This window comes from Sulfurimonas sp. HSL3-2 (assembly GCF_039645965.1).
Classification (GTDB): domain Bacteria; phylum Campylobacterota; class Campylobacteria; order Campylobacterales; family Sulfurimonadaceae; genus Hydrocurvibacter; species Hydrocurvibacter mobilis.
In genome coordinates, this window is sequence record NZ_CP147917.1 from 1,076,592 (window position 1) to 1,096,364 (window position 19,773).

A 19,773-nucleotide genomic window follows, 5' to 3' on the forward strand; every position below is an offset into this window, starting at 1 on the left:
TAGCACTAATTAAAATTAAAGTTACCTTAATTTACATCTTTTGTTTTATTAGGTTTTGCAATGAAACGCAGCCAGATATAACCGAGAATTCCTGCTAAAAGGGACGCGGCAAGGACGGAAGTTTTTGATTGAATTAAAAGCATCTCATTGCCTTCGTATGCAAGATCCGCGACAAAGATACTCATTGTAAAACCGATCCCTCCCAGAAATGAGGCGCCAAACAGCTGGCTGGTCGTACTGTCTTCGGGAAGCTTGGCTATACCGAACTTGATCGCAAGCCATGAGACGGCAAAAATCCCGACGACCTTACCGAGTACGAGACCGAGTATGACTCCCTGACTTACAGGCTGCAGTAAAAGTGAACCTATTGAGGAGAATTCAATCGGTATTCCTGCATTGACAAGTGCAAAGATAGGGATAATAAGGATACCGATAGGGATATGAAGTCCATCTTCATACTTGTTAAGCGGTGCTTCGACGCCGTTTACCTGCTGTTTCATCCCTCGTATTATCCTCTTTTGCTCTTCTGCAAGGGTAAAGTTCTTTCCATGCGGATAAACTTCAAACCCCTGTATCAACTCTTTCATCGGTTTGACAAAATAGTTTGGATTAAACTTTGGCAGAGAGGGAATGGTCATAGCGACTAAAACACCGGCAATTGTCGCATGAACCCCTGATTCCAATGTAAAGAACCAGACAAATACACCGATCAAACCGTAGAGAAAACCGTTTCTTATTCCGAATCTGTTAAATACGATCAAAACAAGGAAAAAAAGAACAGCGATAAGTAAAGAGAGTAGATGGATCTTTGATGTGTAGAATAGGGCAATGACCGTAACGGCACCAAGATCGTCTACGATTGCAAGTGCGACTAAGAAGGTTACAAGAGCGGGAGAGACTCTTTTTCCGAGCAGGATAATAATACTAACGGCAAAGGCAATATCCGTAGCCATCGGAATACCCCATCCGTTGCTCCCCGTTTCGCCGTAAGTCATATATGTAAATATAAGAGCAGGGACGGCCATCCCGCCTATAGCTGCTAAAATAGGAAGTATTGCAACTTTTATATCGGAGAGTTCACCGACAAGGATCTCCCTTTTTATCTCTAACCCTACATGGAAGAAAAAGAGTGTCATAAGTCCATCGTTGACCCAGAAGTGTACGCTGTGGTCAATAACAAAAGAGCCTATACTAAAAGAGATATGTGTGTGTAAAAGATGATGATATGAGTCGCTTAAAGGAGAATTGACCCAAACAAGAGCTGCAAGTGTCATAAACATAAGGATGATCCCATTAGTCATCTGTGCATGTAAGAAAGCTTCAAAAGGAGAATAGATCGTTTTTCGAAAGAACTTCTCCCATGGATTATAGAGTCTGACAAGATTAGGTTTCATTTAGTACCCCCTTAGGTAATATCCCACTTTATATCGGATAAGTGTCTTCTGTTCCGGTCTCGGGTATTTGCTGTATGCATATTCTATAGTTTCTTTTGTCGTATCGTCAAGTATATAGAACCCGCTTTTTTTGAGGAATCTAAAATCTGTCATATCTCCGTTAGGATGCAGATAGAACTCTATTACATTTATCCTGTTTACACGCAGGTCGTTTGGTATGTTGACTCTGCCGACTCTGTTTAAGACCTGTTGAGTGATCCTTCTCATTATCTCTGTGTTGTCAAGTATATATTTTTGCTCACCCGCACTTAGCTCACCGAATTCAGAACCGTATAACTCTTTGATGTCCTGATTGATCTGGCTGCTTCTTTGAGTCTGTTTTTTATTTTCATTCTCATTTTGCAGGCTTTTGTCCTCTTTGGAAAGGAATGAATAGAGTTTTGAATGTTTCTTTTCTACCTCTTGTTTTACGATAGTCTCGTTTTTATCGACAGCTTTTTCGACTTCTATATATGGTTTCTTAGGCGGTAAAGGTACAGTTTTCGGTATAGTATGGGCTTTTGTAGAAGATTTGACCGGTTTATTGATCGTTATCTTATGCGGCTGTTGAGCATGTTTTTTGGGAACATACTTTTCAAACTGTTTGACTATCTTTTTAAGTTGACTTCCCTTTGGCATAGGAGGTGCTATATCAGGTTGATTTACAGGTTCTTTTTTAACACCGGCATCTTTCTTTTTAATGGTCTTTGGAAGCTCTTTTAAAGAGATCTTTATACGGTTCTCTTCAGGTTGTTTTTTTTCAATTGTGTGTATGTTTCTTGCCAATAAGATAAATATCAAAATAAGCAAAAGGTGAAATAAAAATGCTATTAAAAATGCTGCAGTGGAACGGTTCAAAAATTACCTCAATTATTGTTTACACCATTATAACAAATATACATTAACACTAATTGGCTATAATTACAAAAATAGATATATTTAAGGTTTTATTTTATGAGTATTGAAAAGTCTGTAAAAGCATTCCAAGAAGCACAGAAGCTGATCCCTGGCGGTGTCAACTCTCCTGTACGTGCATTTGCAAGTGTCGGCGGCACTCCGCGTTTTATCTCATCCGGAGAGGGTGGATATATAATAGATATAGACGGCAATAGATATGTCGATTATGTACAAAGCTGGGGACCGTTGATATTCGGTCATAGAAACGAAGAGATCGAAAATGCAGTTATCGAAGCTGTAAAACACGGTCTGAGCTTCGGTGCACCGACAGAGGCTGAGACAGAACTGGCGTCTTTAGTCGTGTCTTTTTTTGACTCTATGGATAAAGTCCGTTTCGTCAGCAGCGGTACGGAAGCGGTTATGAGCGCTATCCGTCTTGCTCGCGGATTTACGGGACGTGATGATATCGTGAAATTTACAGGATGTTACCATGGACATAGTGATTCGCTTTTAGTGCAGGCTGGAAGTGGTGCGGCTACTTTTGGAAATCCAAGCAGTCCAGGTGTACCTGCAGACTTTACGAAACATACACTTCTTGCTACATACAATGATATCGAGAGTGTAAAAAAATGTTTTAACGACTCTAAAGATATTGCTTGTGTCATCATTGAACCGATCGCAGGAAACATGGGTCTTGTCCCTGCAGATAAAGAGTTCTTAGCAGAACTGAGAAAGCTTTGTGATGCAAACGGCACGCTTCTTATCTTTGATGAAGTTATGAGCGGATTTCGTGCATCTATTCACGGTGCAGAGTCTATCACAGGCGTTAAACCGGATATCGTGACACTAGGAAAAGTGATCGGCGGCGGTATGCCTGTCGGTGCTTTTGGCGGACGTGCAGAAGTGATGGCTAAACTTTCACCGGAAGGTCCTGTATACCAAGCAGGAACACTGAGCGGAAATCCTGTCGCTATGGCAGCAGGTCTTGCAGCATTAACAAAACTGAAGACTCATGCAAGAGTGATGGATACCTTACATGTAAGAGCTGCTCGCTTAGTAGAAGGTATGAAAGAGATGGCTTCAAAGCACGGTATACCTCTTCAGATCGATTCAAGAGGTTCTATGTTTGGTTTCTTTTTTAACGATAAAGAGGTAAAGAACTTTGATGATGCGTTAAAGTCGGATCTTGCGATGTTTGCAAAATTTCATGCAGCGATGCTGGAAGAGGGCTTCTATTTTGCATGTTCACAGTTTGAGACAGGTTTTATATCGACTGCTACGACAGATGAGATGATAGAAGACACGATCCAAGCGTGTGACAGAGTATTTGGACGTATAAAATGAATGAAGAAGAGAAAAAACCGCGTTTAAAACCGATAGTGGAGGGTGCTGAGAGTCTTTCTCTTGGTATCTCTATGGTTGTTGCCGTACTTATCGGTGTTGCACTTGGATATGGGCTAAGACGTCTATTTGATGTAGAGTGGGTATTTTGGGTCGGTGTATTTGTCGGTATTGCCGCAGCTGTCTTAAATGTCTATAAAGCATACTCAAAACAGTACAAAGAGTTTGAAAAACTTGCTGAAGAACCAAGATACAAGTATAAAAAAGAGCTTGAAGATAAAAAGTACGATGAAGAAGACGATGAGGACTACGGTGAAAAAAACTATTAGTATTTTTCTTGTCGCAGAACTTCTAACACTAGCTACGACTCTAGTATCTTATAAATTTTTTCTCAATGCACAGATCGCATTTTTAAGCGCTTTTCTTATCATTATCGGCTCTATGTTCTCATATAAAAGATTAGTAGACAAGAGAGTGGAAGCCGGAGCGTACAGCGATGACAACAGAGATGAACTTGATAAGATAGATGATCCTTATGATCTGTATGATGAAGGTGAAGAGGTCAAGCTGGAGTCGCAAGATATAAAAGCTGTCATCAAAGAGGAAAAAAAGCGCTTAAAAGCAAATAGTTTTAAAAACACAAAGATAGCATCTGGTGCGACAATGTCTATGTTTAGACTTATCCCTTACGTGTTTTTAGTCTTTGGATTTATCGGATTGCAAAATAATCAGAATCTGATGATTTTCCCCTATCTACTATTTCTGCTCGTCGGTGTAGTAGTAGGGTTTTTTACAGGTAAAAAGCTTTTTATGTCTAATCAGTGATCAGAGGGATATTTACTGAGACATAGTTGTCTTTTATCTCTACTGATACGCTGTTCTGCTCTGCTAGTTGATCGATAGATGAAGATTTCGACAGATCAATGTTTGACGAGCTTATCATAATCGTAAATAAAGAGTATTTCTTATTATCGAATTTGATATGCTCTCCGACTCTAAAAAACAGTTTTGTCGTTATCTCATCACTGTCTAGACAAACCGAATATATTCTATTTAACAGTTTCACAAAAAGATTGGTATTGAGTCTGACATCCGGAATAGACGGATCCAGATCTTTTAAGAAAGTCGCTTTGGAACTGATCGAGTTCGTACTTATACACAAGTCTATAAGCGTGTATACGTTGACTATCTCACCACTGTCTATTTTAGGTTTTGAAAAATGATATGAAGGCACTTGATAAAGACGTATCCCCAGTTGATCCTCATTCTCATAACCGACTGTTATACCGAAAAATTTGTATCTGCCGAACTCTAAGTCCATAAAAGTGGTTTTAAATCCAAAATTCTGGCTTGCGTGAAGCGTAGCGATCTCAAATATTGTTGCTGTGTTTGAGCTCCCAAGTAAAAATTGTGCTTCAGCATTCAGCGAAACTATCTTACCTGATGAGTCAAAAAGGATGAACGGATTGAAATCGTATTCAATCCATTGTTGTTCGAAAGTCATTATTCTTCTATATAATTTTTAAGTTTACGACCCACTTTAGGGTGTTTTAGCTTTTTAATAGCACTTGATTCTATTTGACGTACACGTTCACGAGTCACGCTTAACTCTTTACCGATCTCTTCTAGTGTTCTGTCACTTTCATCATCCATGATCCCGAAACGTAGTTTGATAACTGCTTTTTCACGCTCATTCAACTGCTCTAAGACACTTTCGATCTGAATGCGCAGGTCATCTTTTAGAGTGACGTCTGACGGAGATAGAGATGTCTTATCTTCGATAAAGTCTCCAAAACGCCCATCATCTTCATTCCCGATAGGTGCTTCAAGAGAGATAGGCTCTTTCGTGATCTTGATAACGTTCTTTACCTTCTCGACTGAAAGCCCGACCTCTTTTGCGATGATCTCGACATCCGGCTCTTTTCCATGCTCTTGGAGGTGTTTACGCATGATCTTATTGATACGGTTGATAGTCTCGATCATATGTATCGGAATACGGATCGTTCTTGCTTGATCTGCAATCGCACGTGAGATAGCCTGACGGATCCACCAAGTCGCATAAGTAGAGAACTTATAACCTTTTTTGTATTCAAACTTATCGACTGCTTTCATAAGACCGATATTACCCTCTTGGATAAGGTCAAGGAAAGGAAGTCCTCTATTTGTATAACGCTTAGCGATAGATACGACAAGACGAAGGTTTGACTTAGCCATACGAGTCTTAGAGACTTCAGATATGTTTTTACCGCGTTTTATCTGTTCTAAGATATCTGCGAGTTTATCCGGTTCCATGTTGAAGCTGTCTTTCGAAGCTTCTTTCGTCTGGATAAGCTTTTTGATCTCAACGTAAGTGCTGACCATTGTAGCTTCCGGGACCATCGCCGTGATATCCTCTTTAGAAAGGTCACAGATCTTATCAAGGATCTTTTGATGGTTCTCTTTTAACGTATCGTTAAAAAGTGGAAGTTTGTATTCAAGACGTCTTAACTCTTTATCAAATCCTTCATCACTTTTTAGTGCTGTTTCCATCGACTTAACAAGTTCATTGATAAGTTTAGAAGTTGGTCCCAGGTCTAACAGCTTTTCTTTAAGTATAGATTTTTTAAACGTTGCAGTAAGCATTAGAAGAACAAGATCTTCGCTTAGTTCGTCACTGTTTATTTCAAGTACTTTATCAGCAGCTTTAACCCAGTCTTTTTTAGCTTTTTCTAAAGCTTTAAAGCTGAAGACTACTTTTTCGACACGTTTTTTATCTTTTGCAGAAAAGACTCTTTCACTGTTCTCCTCATCTGTTTCTTCGATATCATCAGAATCATCATCAGAGTCATCATCCTCTTTTTCGTCTTCAAAACTTTTGAAAAGTTCTTTTACACGTCTTTCACGGTTGATAAGAGGTTCTTTGTAGTCTAAGATAAAATCTATAAGATACGGAACAGAACAGATAGCATCGATGATGATACTTTCGCCTATCTCGATCTTTTTAGAGATCTCTATCTCTTCATCTTTTGTTAAAAGAGGGATCTGCCCCATCTCTCTCAGGTACATCCTGACAGGTGAATCAGAACGAGACCATTCAAGAAGTTCGTGCTCTTTTAAGATGTCAAATGAATCAGATTCATTATTTTCAAGCATTTTTATCTGAGCGTTTCTTTTTGCTTCCGCTTCTCTGTCATTCAACATCTTCGCATGTTCAGATGATGTATATAGACATTTATCGTGTTTCGTCGCTAATTTATAGATATTCTTAGCTTGAGCAGCGGTCGGTTGTTTTTCAAGCAACTTTATAATTGATTCGTAGGTAACACACTCATGAGTAGATTTTTTTTCAATAAATAAATCTTCAAGTGCTTTGGTTAGTTCTTTTGCAGTCATATAAAAATGCTCCGAAGTATCTTGTGTCTTTCTTTCATTTTGTCTTATTAATAAAAGGAGTGGATTATACCGAGATTTTATTAAAACCTACCTTATATATAAAAAAATATTAAAAAAAGTGCATCATAAAAAAATTGGAACACTAAATGCTACCGAGATAAAAAGTTTAGTAATGAGGATGCAAGGATGCAAGCAGGGTATTACAACGCAGCAGCCGGAATGGTTGCTCAATTTAATCGACTTGATACTATCGCAAACAACCTGGCAAATGTAAATACTGCAGGTTATAAAGAAGACGGTCTTGTGACCGGCGACTTTATGAGACTTTACAAAGAAGCCAGAGATGAATTGCCAAATGAGAACAACTCTAAAGAGGGTGCTAAATTCTTAAACAGGACTTTAAGCCGAGCACCTCAGATCGTTGATTCTTATACAAATCAAAATGTCGGAATAATGCAAAAGACAGACAACACGTTTGACTTTGCTTTGTCACAAGAGGGGCTGTTTTTTGCCGTAAAGACTCCAAACGGGATCCGTTTAACACGTGACGGCAGTTTTACCACGAGTAATGACGGTAAACTGGTCACAAAACAGGGCTTTGAAGTTCTTGGAAGTGACGGAAAACCTATAGAAATAGGACAAAACGATAATATCATTCATGTTGATAAAAACGGAAAGCTTTCTGTCAACACACCGGGGACTTTAAATTTTGTAGAGAGACAGACTTTTTATATTGCTGCTCCGGACAATCTGAGCAAACTTCAAAAAGAGGGCAGTAATCTTTATAAGTTTGATGAAGGCGATGCTTTAAAACCGCAGGCACAGACTGGTTCTGTACAGCAGGGTTTTATAGAAAAGAGTAATGTCAACGCCGTCAATATGATGGTGAAGATGATAGAAACAAATAGACTTGTCGGTATGTATCAAAAAGTGATGGATACGCAGATGAACGATCTCAATCAAGATGCTATCAATAAACTAGCGTCTACTAAAGCTTAAAGGATAACATTATGATGCAATCACTATATATCGGTTCAACCGGAATGCTTGGTATGCAAACACAGATAGACACTACGGCGAATAATATAGCCAATGTCAATACGATAGGATTTAAAAAATCTCGTGCAGAATTTTCTGATCTGATGTATAAGACTATGGAGTATGCAGGTACGTCTACAAGTGATACTACGAAGTCTCCGACAGGTATCGAAGTCGGTCTTGGTGTCCGTCCTACAGCTACAAATAAAATATTTACAGAGGGGAACCTAAAGCAGACTGATAACCAGCTGGATATGGCAGTGACCGGTCGTGGATTCTTTAAGGTCCAGCTCCCGGACGGTACTGAAGCGTATACAAAAAACGGTGCATTTAAAATTGATGAGAATGGAAGCGTCGTTAACTCAGACGGGTATAAACTTATTCCAGAGATCGTTATCCCTGCAGATGCAACAAATATCACAGTAGGTGTCGACGGGATAGTCACTGTTACGCAACCCGGTCAGACAGCAGCGACGCAGGTAGGTCAGGTTAATCTTACTAACTTCATCAATCCGGCAGGTCTTCACTCGATGGGAGATAACCTTTACCTTGAAACAGACAGTTCAGGACAGCCTGTAGAAGGGACTCCGGGAGTTGACGGTCTTGGCAATATAAGACAGGGCTTTGTTGAGCTTAGTAATGTCCAGCTTGTTGTCGAACTTACAGACCTTATTACCGGTCAAAGAGCTTATGACTCTAGTTCAAAGATCATCACAACAAGTGACGAGATGCTTCAGACGGTTAACGGATTAAAACGTTAAAGCTACCTAAAGTAGGTTGATATTATTTCATATCAGCCTGCTATTTTCGATAAATTCTTTTAACTGACTTTGTTTTATATTACTCCAATCTCCTTTTGGCTATAATCACATTTATTTTTAAAAATTTAGGAAAAATATATGCAAACAATTGAAGCTAAAACATGGAAATTTGGTAAAGATATAGATACCGATCTTATAATAGCTGCCAGATACCTAAATACATCTGATCCAAAAGAGCTTGCTAAGCACGTAATGGAAGATGCTGATCCAGAATTTGTAAATAAAATGAGCAAAGGCGACATCATTGTCGCTGATGAAAACTTTGGATGCGGTTCATCAAGAGAACACGCTCCAATAGCACTTAAAGCAGCTGGAGTCGCAGCTGTCATCGCTCCTACTTTTGCGCGTATTTTTTATAGAAATGCTTTTAATATGGGTCTTCCTATATTTGAACTTCCTGAAGCAAACGAGATCAGTGAAGGTGATGAAGTGAGTATCGATATGGATAACGGAACGATTACAAATAAAACAACATCAAAAACATATAAATTTACTCCGATACCGGAATTTATGCAAAAACTTATCAATGCAGGCGGACTTATGAGCTTTGCACAAGAAGAGATCGCAGCACAGGAGACAAAATGAAAAAATATAAGATCGCATTGATCAAAGGTGACGGGATCGGTCCCGAGATCATAGATGAGGCAGTAAAAGTCTTAGATGCCGTAGCTTCAACGGAAGATTTTGAGATAACTTATGATGAATATTTAATGGGCGGATGCGCATATGATGCGACTGGTGACCCACTGCCAAATGAGACGATAACAGGGGCTCTTAACAGCGATGCGGTACTTTTTGGTGCTATCGGCGGAGAAAAATGGGATAACCTTCCACGTGAAAAACGTCCTGAAAGCGGACTTTTGAGATTTAGAAAAGAGCTTGGTGTATATGCAAACCTTCGTCCTGCCGTTGTGTACGATGAACTTGTCAATGCATCGTCATTAAAAAGCGAAATAGTCAAAGGCGTCGATCTTATGGTCGTAAGAGAGCTTATCGGCGGTATCTATTTCGGTGAACCAAAAGGCCGTGACGAGAACAAAGGCTGGAACACGATGGTATATACTCGTGAAGAGATCGTAAGAATCGCCCACCAAGCCTTTAAGATCGCTATGAATCGTGACAAACGTGTATGTTCTGTCGACAAGGCAAATGTACTTGACGTTTCTCAACTTTGGCGTGACGTTGTGACAGAAGTCGCAAAAGAGTATCCTGAAGTAGAACTTTCTCATATGTATGTCGATAATGCAGCGATGCAGCTTGTCCGTAATCCAAAACAGTTCGATGTAATGCTTACGGGAAATATTTTCGGTGATATTTTAAGCGATGAAGCAAGTATGATCTGTGGTTCTATCGGACTTCTTCCTTCAGCATCTGTCGGAAACAAAATAGGTGTCTACGAGCCTATTCACGGTTCAGCACCGGATATCGCAGGTCAGGGCATCGCTAATCCGATAGCGACGATCGCAAGCGCATCTATGATGCTGCGTTATGCTCTTGGTGAAAACAGAGCTGCAGATAAGATAGATATGGGGATTAAACAGGCACTTAGCGAAGGCTATCGTACAAAAGATTTAGCACAGTTTGATGCAAAAGAAGTTTGCTCTACAAACGAGATGGGCTCGATCATCGCTAACTATGCTGTAAAATGCAAACTTTAACACTAGCAAATATTTATGAGCTTCAAGGCTTAAAAGATGAAGCTCTTGAAATATACAAAGAGATTCTAAAAAAGGATCCGTCAAATACCGATGCAAAGATCGCTATACGCAGACTTTCCGGTATGAGAAAGAAATTTCTCGGTGTAAACAAAGAGATGAAAGATTTTTTTGTCAAGATGGATGATAAAGTAGAATTTTATGAGTTTGAAAGGTGGCTATTAAAATCATGGAATTAAAAGATGTCATACTGAGTACATTGGCTGAATTGGATGATGTTGAAACATCGTCGGTAGAGCCGAGAGTAGAAGTACCGAAAAATAATAGTATTACAAAAAACGAGACCGCACCGGGTGATGAAAAACTTTTTTTACAAAGTATTCAAGAGAGACTGCTTGTACTATTTGAAGGTTTTCAGTCACCAAACAACTCAAACATAGAAGCAAAAGTAGATCTTACTTTGAACTTTTTAGAATACCTCTTAGCAAGTATAGAAAATCGAATAAACCTGATAGACAGTAAAGAGAAAAAATGAAGCAATATAGAGTTTTAATAGATGCGCATGATGAAAAAGGTCTTGTTTATAAGATCTCATCGGTATTTTTCAAATATAACTTAAACATCCTCTCAAACAACGAGTTCGTTGATAAAGTAAACAATAAGTTTTTTATGCGTAGTGTCGTCGTCGGTGATGTCGAAGAGAAAGACTTGTACGATGCATTGGTAGAGATACTGCCAAAGAAAGTAAATGTCGAAGTCATCACACCTGGTAAAAAAAATATTATCATTATGGCAACAAAAGAGTCGCATGCACTAGGTGATATTCTTATGAGATATGAGGCAAACGAACTGGATGCGAACATATTGGCCGTGATATCAAACTATGACGACCTAAGAGGTCTGGTCGAAAAATTCGGTATCGAGTACCACTCTGTTTCTCACGACGGTCTAGACCGTGCAGAGCATGAGACTCAAGTTCTTGAGCTGTTATCTCAGTTTGAAGATATAGACTACATCGTTTTGGCAAAATATATGAGAATCCTAACGCCTAGATTTGTAGAAGAGTATAACAATAAGATCATAAATATCCATCACTCATTTTTACCTGCATTTATAGGTGCAAATCCATACAAACAGGCTTATGACAGAGGTGTTAAGATCATAGGGGCAACTGCTCACTTTGTAAACAACAACTTGGATGAAGGTCCGATCATCGCTCAGGATGTCAGACATATAGACCATGCCTTTGGTTGGAAAGATATGCAGCGTCTTGGAAAAGATGTCGAGAAGATCGTCCTCTCGCGCGCACTCAAGCTTGCACTTGAAGACCGCATATTCGTTTATGCAAATAAAACAGTCATTTTTTAAGGATAATTTTGTTTAATATAGTCCTAGTAACTCCTCAAATACCGAACAATACAGGTACCATCGGAAGATTGTGTGTAAACACAGGCTCATCTTTGCATCTTATAAAACCGCTTGGATTTGATATAACTGAAAAAGCGGTACGCAGAGCAGGGCTTGATTATTGGGATAAGTTAGATCTGCATGTATGGGAAGACCTTGATGAGTTCTTTAGCAAAGCAGATATTGCCGATAATGTACATTTCGCGACTACCAAGACAGACAAACCATACTTTAATTCAGAATTTAAAGTGGGTGATTATATATTTTTCGGTAGTGAGACATCAGGACTGCCGGAAGATCTACTAGAGAGATTTCATGATAAAAATATCACTATTCCGATGACAAAAGACGGTAGAAGTCTAAACCTTGCAGTGAGTACGGGTATAATCCTATATGAAGCCATAAAGCAAAACTTTACAGATTACAGGGAGTTAATGTGAATTTCGTAGATACCGTCGTACTTATCGCTTTTGTACTTTTTATGATCTTTATCTTTAAAGGTTACCATCAAAGTAAACTGGAAGAAAGAGAAAAAGATGAAAAGAGTGATGACTAATCGGTTCTAAAAAAATCTATTAGCTATCTTTTCAAGTCTTATCTCAAGTAGTTCCAACATTGTTTCCGCTCTCTTAATCATTACATACATATCGAATCCTTTTCAACAAATATGCCAAATTGTAAATAAAAATTATTTCTTCAGTTAAAAATATTGCATTTTGTCATATAATTATAAAATCATTTCATATTACTCTAATATATTAATATCAAATAGAGTAGGAGGATTACTATGAAAAGCTTTATGGAGATAGTAGAAGAGATAAAAGATATCATCTCTCAAGAGATTCCAGGCAAAAAGGTATTTGACAAAGATATCGCAGATGTTCTGGGTATCACTCAGATGAATTTTGCTACTATGAAGAAAAGAGACAAGATCCCTTTTACAGAACTCTTGGATTTCTGTGCATCAAAATCGATATCTATCAACTGGCTGCTATACGGTCAGGCACCGGAGAGTCTCGTCGAGACGACAAACCGCTTTTATATGGTCAGATATTTTAGTGACATCAGTGCATCTGCAGGCGGTGGCAGCGATACTGATAACGAAGAGTATGAAAGTCTGGAACTCTCGGAGAACTTCATCGATATTTTAGGCGGTAAGAACGAACTGAAAAACGTCGAAGCGATCAAAGTGAGCGGCGATTCGATGGAACCGACGTTCTCATATGACGATATCGTGTTTATTAATCGCCAAAAAAATGACCTGTCACGCGGCGGTGTATTTGTTATCAGAACAGAGCACGGACTGTTCATAAAACGAATTAGTAAGAGAATAGACGGAAAAATAGATATAATTTCGGACAATAAAGAATACTCAAAGATGACTCTTTATCCTCAAGAGATAGAGCTTATAGGAAGAGTCGTCGGAAAATTCGGATCTGTTGATTAATACTTACATGTAAGGAAACCGTTTGCGATATATATTACTGTTTTTAACAATGCTGCTTTTTACTGCATGTACATCTTTGAGAACACTTGACTATGGAGATATACAAGATTTAAAAGAGCTGCCTCAGCAAACGGGTGCATATGCATATGTCAAAGATGAGAATGTAAGTATTTCGGATATCCAAAACAGTTATGAGGACAACTACTTCAGACCATGGAATATGGACTCGATAAAAACAGATATCGAACAGGTAAAATGGCCGTTTAGAAGTTATACGGCGAAAAATAGTTACGGCGAGAACTTAAAACCGCTTTCTCAAGAGTGGTTTGACAAGATGTATAAAAGATCGAACTTTGACAGCTATGCTACTGTCAATAAAAAGGCGATCACACTTCGTTTTGCCAATCTAAGAAGTTTCCCGACCGATAAACCTATCTTTAAAGACCCGAATCAAGCAGGTGAGGGTTTTCCGTTTGATTATCTTCAAAACAGCTCTGTCCACGCAAATGAGCCTATCTTTGTGTCTCACTATTCAGATGACGGTGCATGGGCATATGTTTTTACATCATATGCATCAGGCTGGATGCATAGTTATAACATAGCCTATATCCCTGAACAGAACATGGATATTATTAAAAACTCTAAGAAGATATATATCATTACAGACGGTTATCCGCTTAAAGATGAAAACAATCAGTTTGTCATATATAGTCAAGTCGGGATGATCTTTCCTTTGATAGATGAGAAAGATGACAGCTACGAAGCTTTGGCGATAACCAAAGGAAAAGAAAATACCGCGATATATACAAAAGTCGTCATCCCAAAAGATATTGCATCCGTTGACGTATTGAAGTTAAACAGAGAAAACATTACTCATGTCGGGGATGAGATGTTGAAAACAAAATACGGCTGGGGCGGGATGTATCAAGAACGTGACTGTTCTTCCATGATAAGAGATATGTATGCACCGTTTGGCATATGGCTTCCTAGAAACTCATACCAGCAATCAAGAGTAGGTAAAGTGATTTCACTCAAAGATCTCAGTGATGACGAGAAAAGAGAGGTTATAAAAGAGAACGGTATACCTTTTGAAACACTACTGCATAGAAAAGGGCATATACTGATCTATGCCGGTGTATATAATGATAAGATCATAGTGATGCATGATATGTGGGGTATAAAAACAAAGCAGGGCGATAAAACAGGTAGAATAGTTGTCGGTAAAACTGTATTTACATCACTGGAAGTAGGGAAAGAGCAAAAATTTTATGATGAGAAAAGCAGTTTACTACGTAGAATAGACAGTATGAATATTATAACTATCAGACCTTAATATCTAAAAGAGAACCGTACATCGCATCTTGAGTTCTTATCGCATTTACATTTGCACTAACGGCAGCCGTAATACTTATCTGATCAGGAAGCTCTTTCGCTAAGTTCGTTTGGCTTTTTTCTGAACCGTTGTCATCTGCCAATCTAGTATCTGCAGTAACCGTGTCATCAGAAGAGTTTGTCATTCTTGTATCGTTTGGTCTAAAGCCATCTGTATTAACATTTGCAATGTTGTTCGCATTGTTATTCATAAACGTTTGATGTGCTTGAATAGATGAAACATTTGAAGATATCATAATGACTCCTTTTAAAGAGTCATTATAGAATGATTTAACTGAAGTTAAAGTTATTGAATCGTATTAACTAGTGAAGGTCAGCGTTTAGTTTGATCTCTCTTCTTGAACGAGATGCAGACAGTTCGCCTGTTAAAGAGTTTTGTCTAAAGTGAAGGCCGTTTAGTCCTGCCAGCTCTTTTCCTTTGAAAACATCACCTTTTAAAGGAGTGCCTTGGTTTACTTCTTGAATTTTTTCTAATTCTTTTGCATTGATAGTAACTTTAGTACCTTCTAAAATAGCGATCCCCGCATCTATGATACAGCCGTCACCTAAAGGGATACCACAAACACTGTTTGCGCCAAGAAGACAGTTTTTACCGATAGAGATAGGGTTTCCGTCCGTTCCGCTAAGAACACCAAGGATAGAAGCACCGCCGCCCACATCACTTCCGTCACCGACGATAGCAGATGAAGAGATACGTCCTTCGACCATGCTCACACCTGTCGTACCTGCATTGAAGTTCACATAACTAGCACCAGGCATGATAGTAGTCCCGGCATGAAGCTGTGCACCAAAACGTACTTTTGAAGTATCTAAGACACGTGTATTGTCCGCAGGGATGATGTGTTGTAAGAATCTTGGGAACTTATCGACGAAATCGATATGAGGGTATGAGTTTGAAAGTTTTAACTCTATTTCAAATTCACGTAACCAGTCAAGTTCAATAGGGTTTCCTGCAGACCAAGCAACATTTGGAAGTGCACCGAAAGCTCCGTTTAGGTTGATGCTTCTTAGTTGTACTTTTGCTAATGAAAGCGCGTAAAGTTTAAGGTATGTAGCTTCAACGCTTGCACACGGGGCATCATTAAATAAAAATACTACTCTAAACTCACCCTCTTTATAACCGTTTTCTTTCATCTGTGAGTAAAGGCTTGAGACTACTTGGATGTTTTTATGTGCATCACCGTAAGCTTCTTCACTGTAAGGTGTAAATGCATTTAAACAACTCTCTAAAAATGCTAAATTAATATTACAAATGACTTCATCTTTGTTAAAATCAACTTGTACGCCTTGCTCTTTTAATGCTTCTATGAAGATAGCGGCACTACCAAAGTTTTCATTCCAGTTGATAATAGGGTAAGTCGCTTGAAGAACTTTATCACTGTTTAACTGACCGAAATCAACTCTTGCGATACCAAAAGCCAATGGATCTTTATATCCGGCAGTCTCAGATTTTATTTTCTCAATCAATGCCTTAAAGGCATCACTTGTTTCTATTATTTGCATATTTATCACTCTTTTTTTAAAAATTTAGTTGTAATTATACTTAAAAAATATTAATATTATTTTTCGTTGGCTAAGTGTTATAAATCAAGTGTATAATTTTAAAATTAATAGGTGGTAATTATGAATGAATGGATTAATCTTTTACAAGATAACGATTATTTAGGTGTAAAAAAGTATATAAAAGAGGGCGCTGACGTAAATGAAAGTAATGAGACAGAAGAGTCGGTTCTTGCGTGTGCCCTCAGATATAGATGTGATGATGAGATAATAGATATTTTAGTACAAAACGGCGCAGATCTGAACGATTTTAATGAAGACGGAGTAAGCATACTCGATTATGCGATCATGTATAATAAAATCGATCTGGCTAAAAAAATAATCGAATCAGGTGTTGACGTAAACAGAACAAACCGACCTAGCAGATTCACGCCACTGATGGGAGCAGTATGTTACGGAAGAGGGGAAATAGCAAAAATGTTGTTGGAAAAGGGGGCTGATAAAGACGCTGTAGACAATAAAGGGCTTAGCGCTCTTGGCTTTGCCAAGAAGACGCATAAAAAAAGTATGATCAAACTTCTTGAAGAGAGTTAAAAAAAGATACCTTGGTTCTCGTTGTCAAGGGGTTTTCTTTTCTCTTTTGCCAGCCAGTCTTGCAGCAGCTGCTCGACGACCTTGCTTAAACTCATCTTGTATCTGGCACGTGAGTACTTCATCGCATCATCCCATGTACTTTTATCTATAAGCAGACTTCTCGTCACTTCATCTTTTGGTTTCATTAAATCTCCGACTATATAATAAGCTATATAGTATTGTATTTAATCTTTTAAACCCATAAATCTAAAGCTTAAATGTATAATGTTTTCGCTGCTTTTCACTGTGTTTAGGAGCATGCAAATAGAAATTTTTATATACGATATAGCCTGAGACTACAACTACAAGAGACGCCAATAATATATATATCAACATGCTGCTACTCCTAGATAATATAGAGGAAGATCGTCATTAACTCAGTGTAACTTAAATAATCTTATATTAATCTTTAATAACATACTCGATATTTTGATCATTTAGGTATTTGATAAACTTATCAAACTCCGTATTTAACACCTCGTTATCATTATAGTTTAAAGAAAGTTCGACTCTTGGAGAGTTGTTGTTTATTATCGGTAATGAGGAGAGTTCCATATCTGCAGGGATCGTTTTCATAATGTCGATCAGGGTGTTTTCACTGGTATCTGCAAGGAGTGTCTTGCGGTACTTCTTGATAGATTCAGAAAAATATCTGCCGACACACTCTTTTAACATTGGATGTGACATCTCAGGAAAACCGGGGACAAAAAAGTATCTGTGCTGGAGTTCAAAACCGGACATGTTATTGACGGGGTTTTTTATAAGGTTCGCATATTCAGGCAGTTCGGCCATATGTATGCGGTGAGGGTAGGCCTCATCTTTAAACCTTTCTAAGATATCTTGTTCAAACTGCTTATGGCGCACTAGAGGCTTACATGTAAAGACATCGGCTGCTATCTGTCTTGTCAGATCATCGGGAGTAGAACCGATCCCTCCAAAACTAAAAAGAACCGATCTTTCATCTTTTTTTACAAGCTCGAATGTGTTTTTAATAAGCTCTTCATCGTCTTTGATGATAAACGAAGCAAAAAGATTGTGTCCGTAGGAGTTTAAAAGGTCTCTGATAAATATAAAATGTTTGTCCTCTCTACGGCTGTTGAGTATCTCCGTCCCTATGATAACGGCATAAAAGTTGTACATATTTAGTCCTGTCGTTTTTTAAAAAGCTAACGATTATAATGACAATAATGTTACATATGGCTTACATGTAACAAACTATCTGCTATTATTTTACATAGAATAACTTAAGGATAAAAACATGTCATATGCACAAAAACTTGAAGAGCTGATAAAAGAGAGCGTCATACCTGATATAGAAGACAGAATGGATGAACTTTATACTATCATCGCTGACAAAAAAAATGAATCAATCGAAGAAGCGAAAGAGGAACTTGAAGAACTTATCGAGTTTCGTGATGATCTAAAAGACGTTTTAGTCGATATCGAATGCGGTGAGATCGATGAAGATGAATGTAAAGAGATGATAGATGATATTTTAGAGGCTCAAAAAGGTGATGAAGAGGAGTAATTCTAGTTTCTTTTAAACTCATTTGTATATAATTTCAACAATAAAACAGATAGGACTTAAGATATGAGAATCATACTACTTGGAGCTCCGGGTGCAGGAAAAGGCACTCAAGCTCAATTTTTGACAAAAAAATACAACATCCCTCAGATCTCAACTGGAGATATGCTTCGTGCTGCCATCAAAGCAGGTACTGAGATGGGAAAACTTGCTAAAGAAGCGATGGACTCAGGAAAACTTGTGACTGATGAGATCATTATCGGGCTTGTAAAAGACCGTATTGCTGAAGAAGATTGTAAAAACGGTTACCTTTTAGACGGTTTCCCACGTACGCTTGCACAAGCAGATGCAGTGACAAATGCAGGGATCCAGATCGATGCAGTGATCGAGATCGATGTCCCTGATGAAGAGATCGTAAAAAGAATGAGTGGTCGTCGTGCACACTTGGCTAGCGGAAGAACATACCATGTAGTATTTAACCCGCCGAAAGTCGAAGGCAAAGATGACGAGACAGGTGAAGACCTTGTACAACGTGATGATGATAAAGAGGAAGTGGTACTTGATCGTCTTAGAGTCTACCATGAGCAAACTGAGCCTCTTATCGGTTACTATAAAGCGCAGGCTGCAAAAGATTCAAACGTCAAATATATTACAGTTGACGGTACTGCACACATTGACGAAGTTGAAAAAGCTATCGTTGCAGGACTAAACTAAGCAGTTTCATAACCCCTCAAAAAGCAGTTGCAAGTTCATTTAGAACTGTGGCTGCTCATTTCCAATAAATTTTTCAAGCAATACTTCAATAAAAAATCCCAAATAGATCCATTTCATTCAATATAATTTAGTATTTAGTAATAGTTACATACAATGGCAATATTTAAATAGTTATGCATAGGAGTACAAAATGGCAATTGTTTCCATAAAAAACAGTAATCATTATGAATGGGGAAGCAACTGTGATGGTTGGCATCTTGCTACTTCTAAAGATCTAAGCGTCATCCAGGAACGTATGCATAAAGGAACATCTGAGACACGTCATCTGCACAATAAAGCAGAGCAATTTTTCTATATTCTTTCTGGTATAGCAACACTTGAAGTATCAGGAGATATACATATTATACATCCTAATGAAGGGTTTCATATTCCTGCAGGTGTCGCACACACTTTAAGTAATGAGCATGAGCAGGATTTGGAGTTTCTAGTAGTATCAACTCCGCCAAGCCATGGGGACAGAGAAAATGCATAACAAATCAATGAAGCCAAAAAACTACCCCGCGGGCAATTTGCTAGCTCATTTTAAACGCTAAGCAAA

General features: G+C 38.4%; 25 protein-coding genes. 17 read left to right on the forward strand and 8 right to left on the reverse strand.

Going from position 1 to position 19,773, the window contains the following annotated elements; translation table 11 throughout:
- Nucleotides 1-26 precede the first annotated feature (26 nt).
- On the reverse strand, nucleotides 27-1,394 hold the full coding sequence (gene nhaA / locus WCX87_RS05410; protein ID WP_345981027.1) for a Na+/H+ antiporter NhaA: 1,368 nt from the start codon (nucleotides 1,392-1,394) through the stop codon (nucleotides 27-29).
- Nucleotides 1,395-2,291 carry an energy transducer TonB gene (locus WCX87_RS05415; protein ID WP_345981028.1) on the reverse strand — a complete coding sequence of 299 codons (897 nt, stop codon included), beginning with the start codon at nucleotides 2,289-2,291 and terminating at the stop codon, nucleotides 1,395-1,397. It lies immediately after the preceding gene.
- A gap of 96 nt (nucleotides 2,292-2,387) precedes the next feature.
- Here WCX87_RS05415 and hemL point away from each other — a divergent pair, with 96 nt between their 5' ends.
- Genes hemL through WCX87_RS05430 form a run of 3 tightly spaced genes read left to right on the forward strand, consistent with a single transcriptional unit; the run spans nucleotide 2,388 to nucleotide 4,496 of the window.
- Nucleotides 2,388-3,674, forward strand: coding sequence for a glutamate-1-semialdehyde 2,1-aminomutase (gene hemL / locus WCX87_RS05420; protein WP_345981029.1), 1,287 nt, complete (start codon nucleotides 2,388-2,390; stop codon nucleotides 3,672-3,674).
- The gene (locus tag WCX87_RS05425) at nucleotides 3,671-4,000 is read left to right on the forward strand and encodes an AtpZ/AtpI family protein (protein ID WP_345981030.1); all 330 of its coding nucleotides are present in this window, start codon (nucleotides 3,671-3,673) and stop codon (nucleotides 3,998-4,000) included. Before hemL ends, WCX87_RS05425 begins: the two co-directional genes overlap by 4 nt.
- Nucleotides 3,984-4,496 (forward strand): hypothetical protein, encoded by a 513-nt coding sequence (locus WCX87_RS05430; protein WP_345981031.1) that lies wholly within the window; start codon nucleotides 3,984-3,986, stop codon nucleotides 4,494-4,496. The genes WCX87_RS05425 and WCX87_RS05430 overlap by 17 nt, the downstream gene beginning before the upstream one ends.
- Here the strand turns inward: WCX87_RS05430 and WCX87_RS05435 are convergent.
- Nucleotides 4,486-5,175, reverse strand: coding sequence for a hypothetical protein (locus WCX87_RS05435; protein ID WP_345981032.1), 690 nt, complete (start codon nucleotides 5,173-5,175; stop codon nucleotides 4,486-4,488). The genes WCX87_RS05430 and WCX87_RS05435 overlap by 11 nt on opposite strands.
- Complete coding sequence (gene rpoD, locus WCX87_RS05440) at nucleotides 5,175-7,091, reverse strand: RNA polymerase sigma factor RpoD (RefSeq protein WP_345981098.1); 1,917 nt, start codon at nucleotides 7,089-7,091, stop codon at nucleotides 5,175-5,177. Before rpoD ends, WCX87_RS05435 begins: the two co-directional genes overlap by 1 nt.
- Nucleotides 7,092-7,229: 138 nt before the next feature.
- Between rpoD and WCX87_RS05445 the strand changes: the two genes are divergently transcribed.
- From WCX87_RS05445 to WCX87_RS05490, 10 genes are all read left to right on the forward strand, one after another.
- Nucleotides 7,230-8,042 (forward strand): flagellar hook-basal body protein, encoded by an 813-nt coding sequence (locus WCX87_RS05445; RefSeq protein WP_345981033.1) that lies wholly within the window; start codon nucleotides 7,230-7,232, stop codon nucleotides 8,040-8,042.
- Nucleotides 8,043-8,053: 11 nt separating this feature from the next.
- Nucleotides 8,054-8,842, forward strand: coding sequence for a flagellar basal-body rod protein FlgG (gene flgG, locus WCX87_RS05450; RefSeq protein WP_345981034.1), 789 nt, complete (start codon nucleotides 8,054-8,056; stop codon nucleotides 8,840-8,842).
- 138 nt (nucleotides 8,843-8,980) lie between these two features.
- Complete coding sequence (locus tag WCX87_RS05455; RefSeq protein ID WP_345981035.1) at nucleotides 8,981-9,487, forward strand: 3-isopropylmalate dehydratase small subunit; 507 nt, start codon at nucleotides 8,981-8,983, stop codon at nucleotides 9,485-9,487.
- Nucleotides 9,484-10,560: a 3-isopropylmalate dehydrogenase gene (gene leuB, locus WCX87_RS05460; RefSeq protein ID WP_345981036.1), complete on the forward strand. Its 1,077-nt coding sequence runs from the start codon at nucleotides 9,484-9,486 to the stop codon at nucleotides 10,558-10,560. Before WCX87_RS05455 ends, leuB begins: the two co-directional genes overlap by 4 nt.
- Complete coding sequence (locus WCX87_RS05465) at nucleotides 10,548-10,796, forward strand: tetratricopeptide repeat protein (RefSeq protein ID WP_345981037.1); 249 nt, start codon at nucleotides 10,548-10,550, stop codon at nucleotides 10,794-10,796. Before leuB ends, WCX87_RS05465 begins: the two co-directional genes overlap by 13 nt.
- Nucleotides 10,787-11,092, forward strand: a complete 306-nt coding sequence (locus WCX87_RS05470) for a hypothetical protein (RefSeq protein ID WP_345981038.1) — start codon at nucleotides 10,787-10,789, stop codon at nucleotides 11,090-11,092. The genes WCX87_RS05465 and WCX87_RS05470 overlap by 10 nt, the downstream gene beginning before the upstream one ends.
- On the forward strand, nucleotides 11,089-11,925 hold the full coding sequence (gene purU / locus WCX87_RS05475) for a formyltetrahydrofolate deformylase (RefSeq protein WP_345981039.1): 837 nt from the start codon (nucleotides 11,089-11,091) through the stop codon (nucleotides 11,923-11,925). The genes WCX87_RS05470 and purU overlap by 4 nt, the downstream gene beginning before the upstream one ends.
- Nucleotides 11,926-11,933: 8 nt before the next feature.
- Complete coding sequence (locus tag WCX87_RS05480; protein ID WP_345981040.1) at nucleotides 11,934-12,404, forward strand: tRNA (cytidine(34)-2'-O)-methyltransferase; 471 nt, start codon at nucleotides 11,934-11,936, stop codon at nucleotides 12,402-12,404.
- Nucleotides 12,405-12,751: 347 nt separating this feature from the next.
- A complete protein-coding gene (locus WCX87_RS05485; RefSeq protein ID WP_345981041.1) occupies nucleotides 12,752-13,411 on the forward strand; it encodes a S24 family peptidase in 660 nt (219 codons plus the stop codon).
- Nucleotides 13,412-13,433: 22 nt separating this feature from the next.
- A complete protein-coding gene (locus WCX87_RS05490; RefSeq protein WP_345981042.1) occupies nucleotides 13,434-14,744 on the forward strand; it encodes an SH3 domain-containing protein in 1,311 nt (436 codons plus the stop codon).
- Here the strand turns inward: WCX87_RS05490 and WCX87_RS05495 are convergent.
- Nucleotides 14,734-15,039: a hypothetical protein gene (locus tag WCX87_RS05495; protein WP_345981043.1), complete on the reverse strand. Its 306-nt coding sequence runs from the start codon at nucleotides 15,037-15,039 to the stop codon at nucleotides 14,734-14,736. The genes WCX87_RS05490 and WCX87_RS05495 overlap by 11 nt on opposite strands.
- 67 nt (nucleotides 15,040-15,106) lie before the next feature.
- Nucleotides 15,107-16,306 carry a tetrahydrodipicolinate N-succinyltransferase N-terminal domain-containing protein gene (locus tag WCX87_RS05500; protein ID WP_345981044.1) on the reverse strand — a complete coding sequence of 400 codons (1,200 nt, stop codon included), beginning with the start codon at nucleotides 16,304-16,306 and terminating at the stop codon, nucleotides 15,107-15,109.
- Nucleotides 16,307-16,426: 120 nt separating this feature from the next.
- Here WCX87_RS05500 and WCX87_RS05505 point away from each other — a divergent pair, with 120 nt between their 5' ends.
- Complete coding sequence (locus WCX87_RS05505; RefSeq protein ID WP_345981045.1) at nucleotides 16,427-16,897, forward strand: ankyrin repeat domain-containing protein; 471 nt, start codon at nucleotides 16,427-16,429, stop codon at nucleotides 16,895-16,897.
- Here WCX87_RS05505 and WCX87_RS05510 read toward each other — a convergent pair.
- Together WCX87_RS05510 and WCX87_RS05515 are read right to left on the reverse strand one after the other, a co-directional pair.
- Complete coding sequence (locus tag WCX87_RS05510; protein WP_345981046.1) at nucleotides 16,894-17,082, reverse strand: hypothetical protein; 189 nt, start codon at nucleotides 17,080-17,082, stop codon at nucleotides 16,894-16,896. The two genes, WCX87_RS05505 and WCX87_RS05510, sit on opposite strands and share 4 nt — an antisense overlap.
- Nucleotides 17,083-17,338: 256 nt before the next feature.
- Nucleotides 17,339-18,076 (reverse strand): molybdopterin-binding protein, encoded by a 738-nt coding sequence (locus WCX87_RS05515; protein ID WP_345981047.1) that lies wholly within the window; start codon nucleotides 18,074-18,076, stop codon nucleotides 17,339-17,341.
- A 118-nt stretch (nucleotides 18,077-18,194) separates the two neighbouring features.
- Here WCX87_RS05515 and WCX87_RS05520 point away from each other — a divergent pair, with 118 nt between their 5' ends.
- The 3 genes from WCX87_RS05520 to WCX87_RS05530 all read left to right on the forward strand — a co-directional run bounded on the left by WCX87_RS05520 (nucleotide 18,195) and on the right by WCX87_RS05530 (nucleotide 19,707).
- Complete coding sequence (locus WCX87_RS05520; RefSeq protein ID WP_345981048.1) at nucleotides 18,195-18,464, forward strand: hypothetical protein; 270 nt, start codon at nucleotides 18,195-18,197, stop codon at nucleotides 18,462-18,464.
- 63 nt (nucleotides 18,465-18,527) lie between these two features.
- Nucleotides 18,528-19,175, forward strand: a complete 648-nt coding sequence (adk, locus tag WCX87_RS05525; RefSeq protein WP_345981049.1) for an adenylate kinase — start codon at nucleotides 18,528-18,530, stop codon at nucleotides 19,173-19,175.
- Between the two features lie 190 nt (nucleotides 19,176-19,365).
- Nucleotides 19,366-19,707, forward strand: a complete 342-nt coding sequence (locus WCX87_RS05530) for a cupin domain-containing protein (protein ID WP_345981050.1) — start codon at nucleotides 19,366-19,368, stop codon at nucleotides 19,705-19,707.
- Nucleotides 19,708-19,773 lie beyond the last annotated feature (66 nt).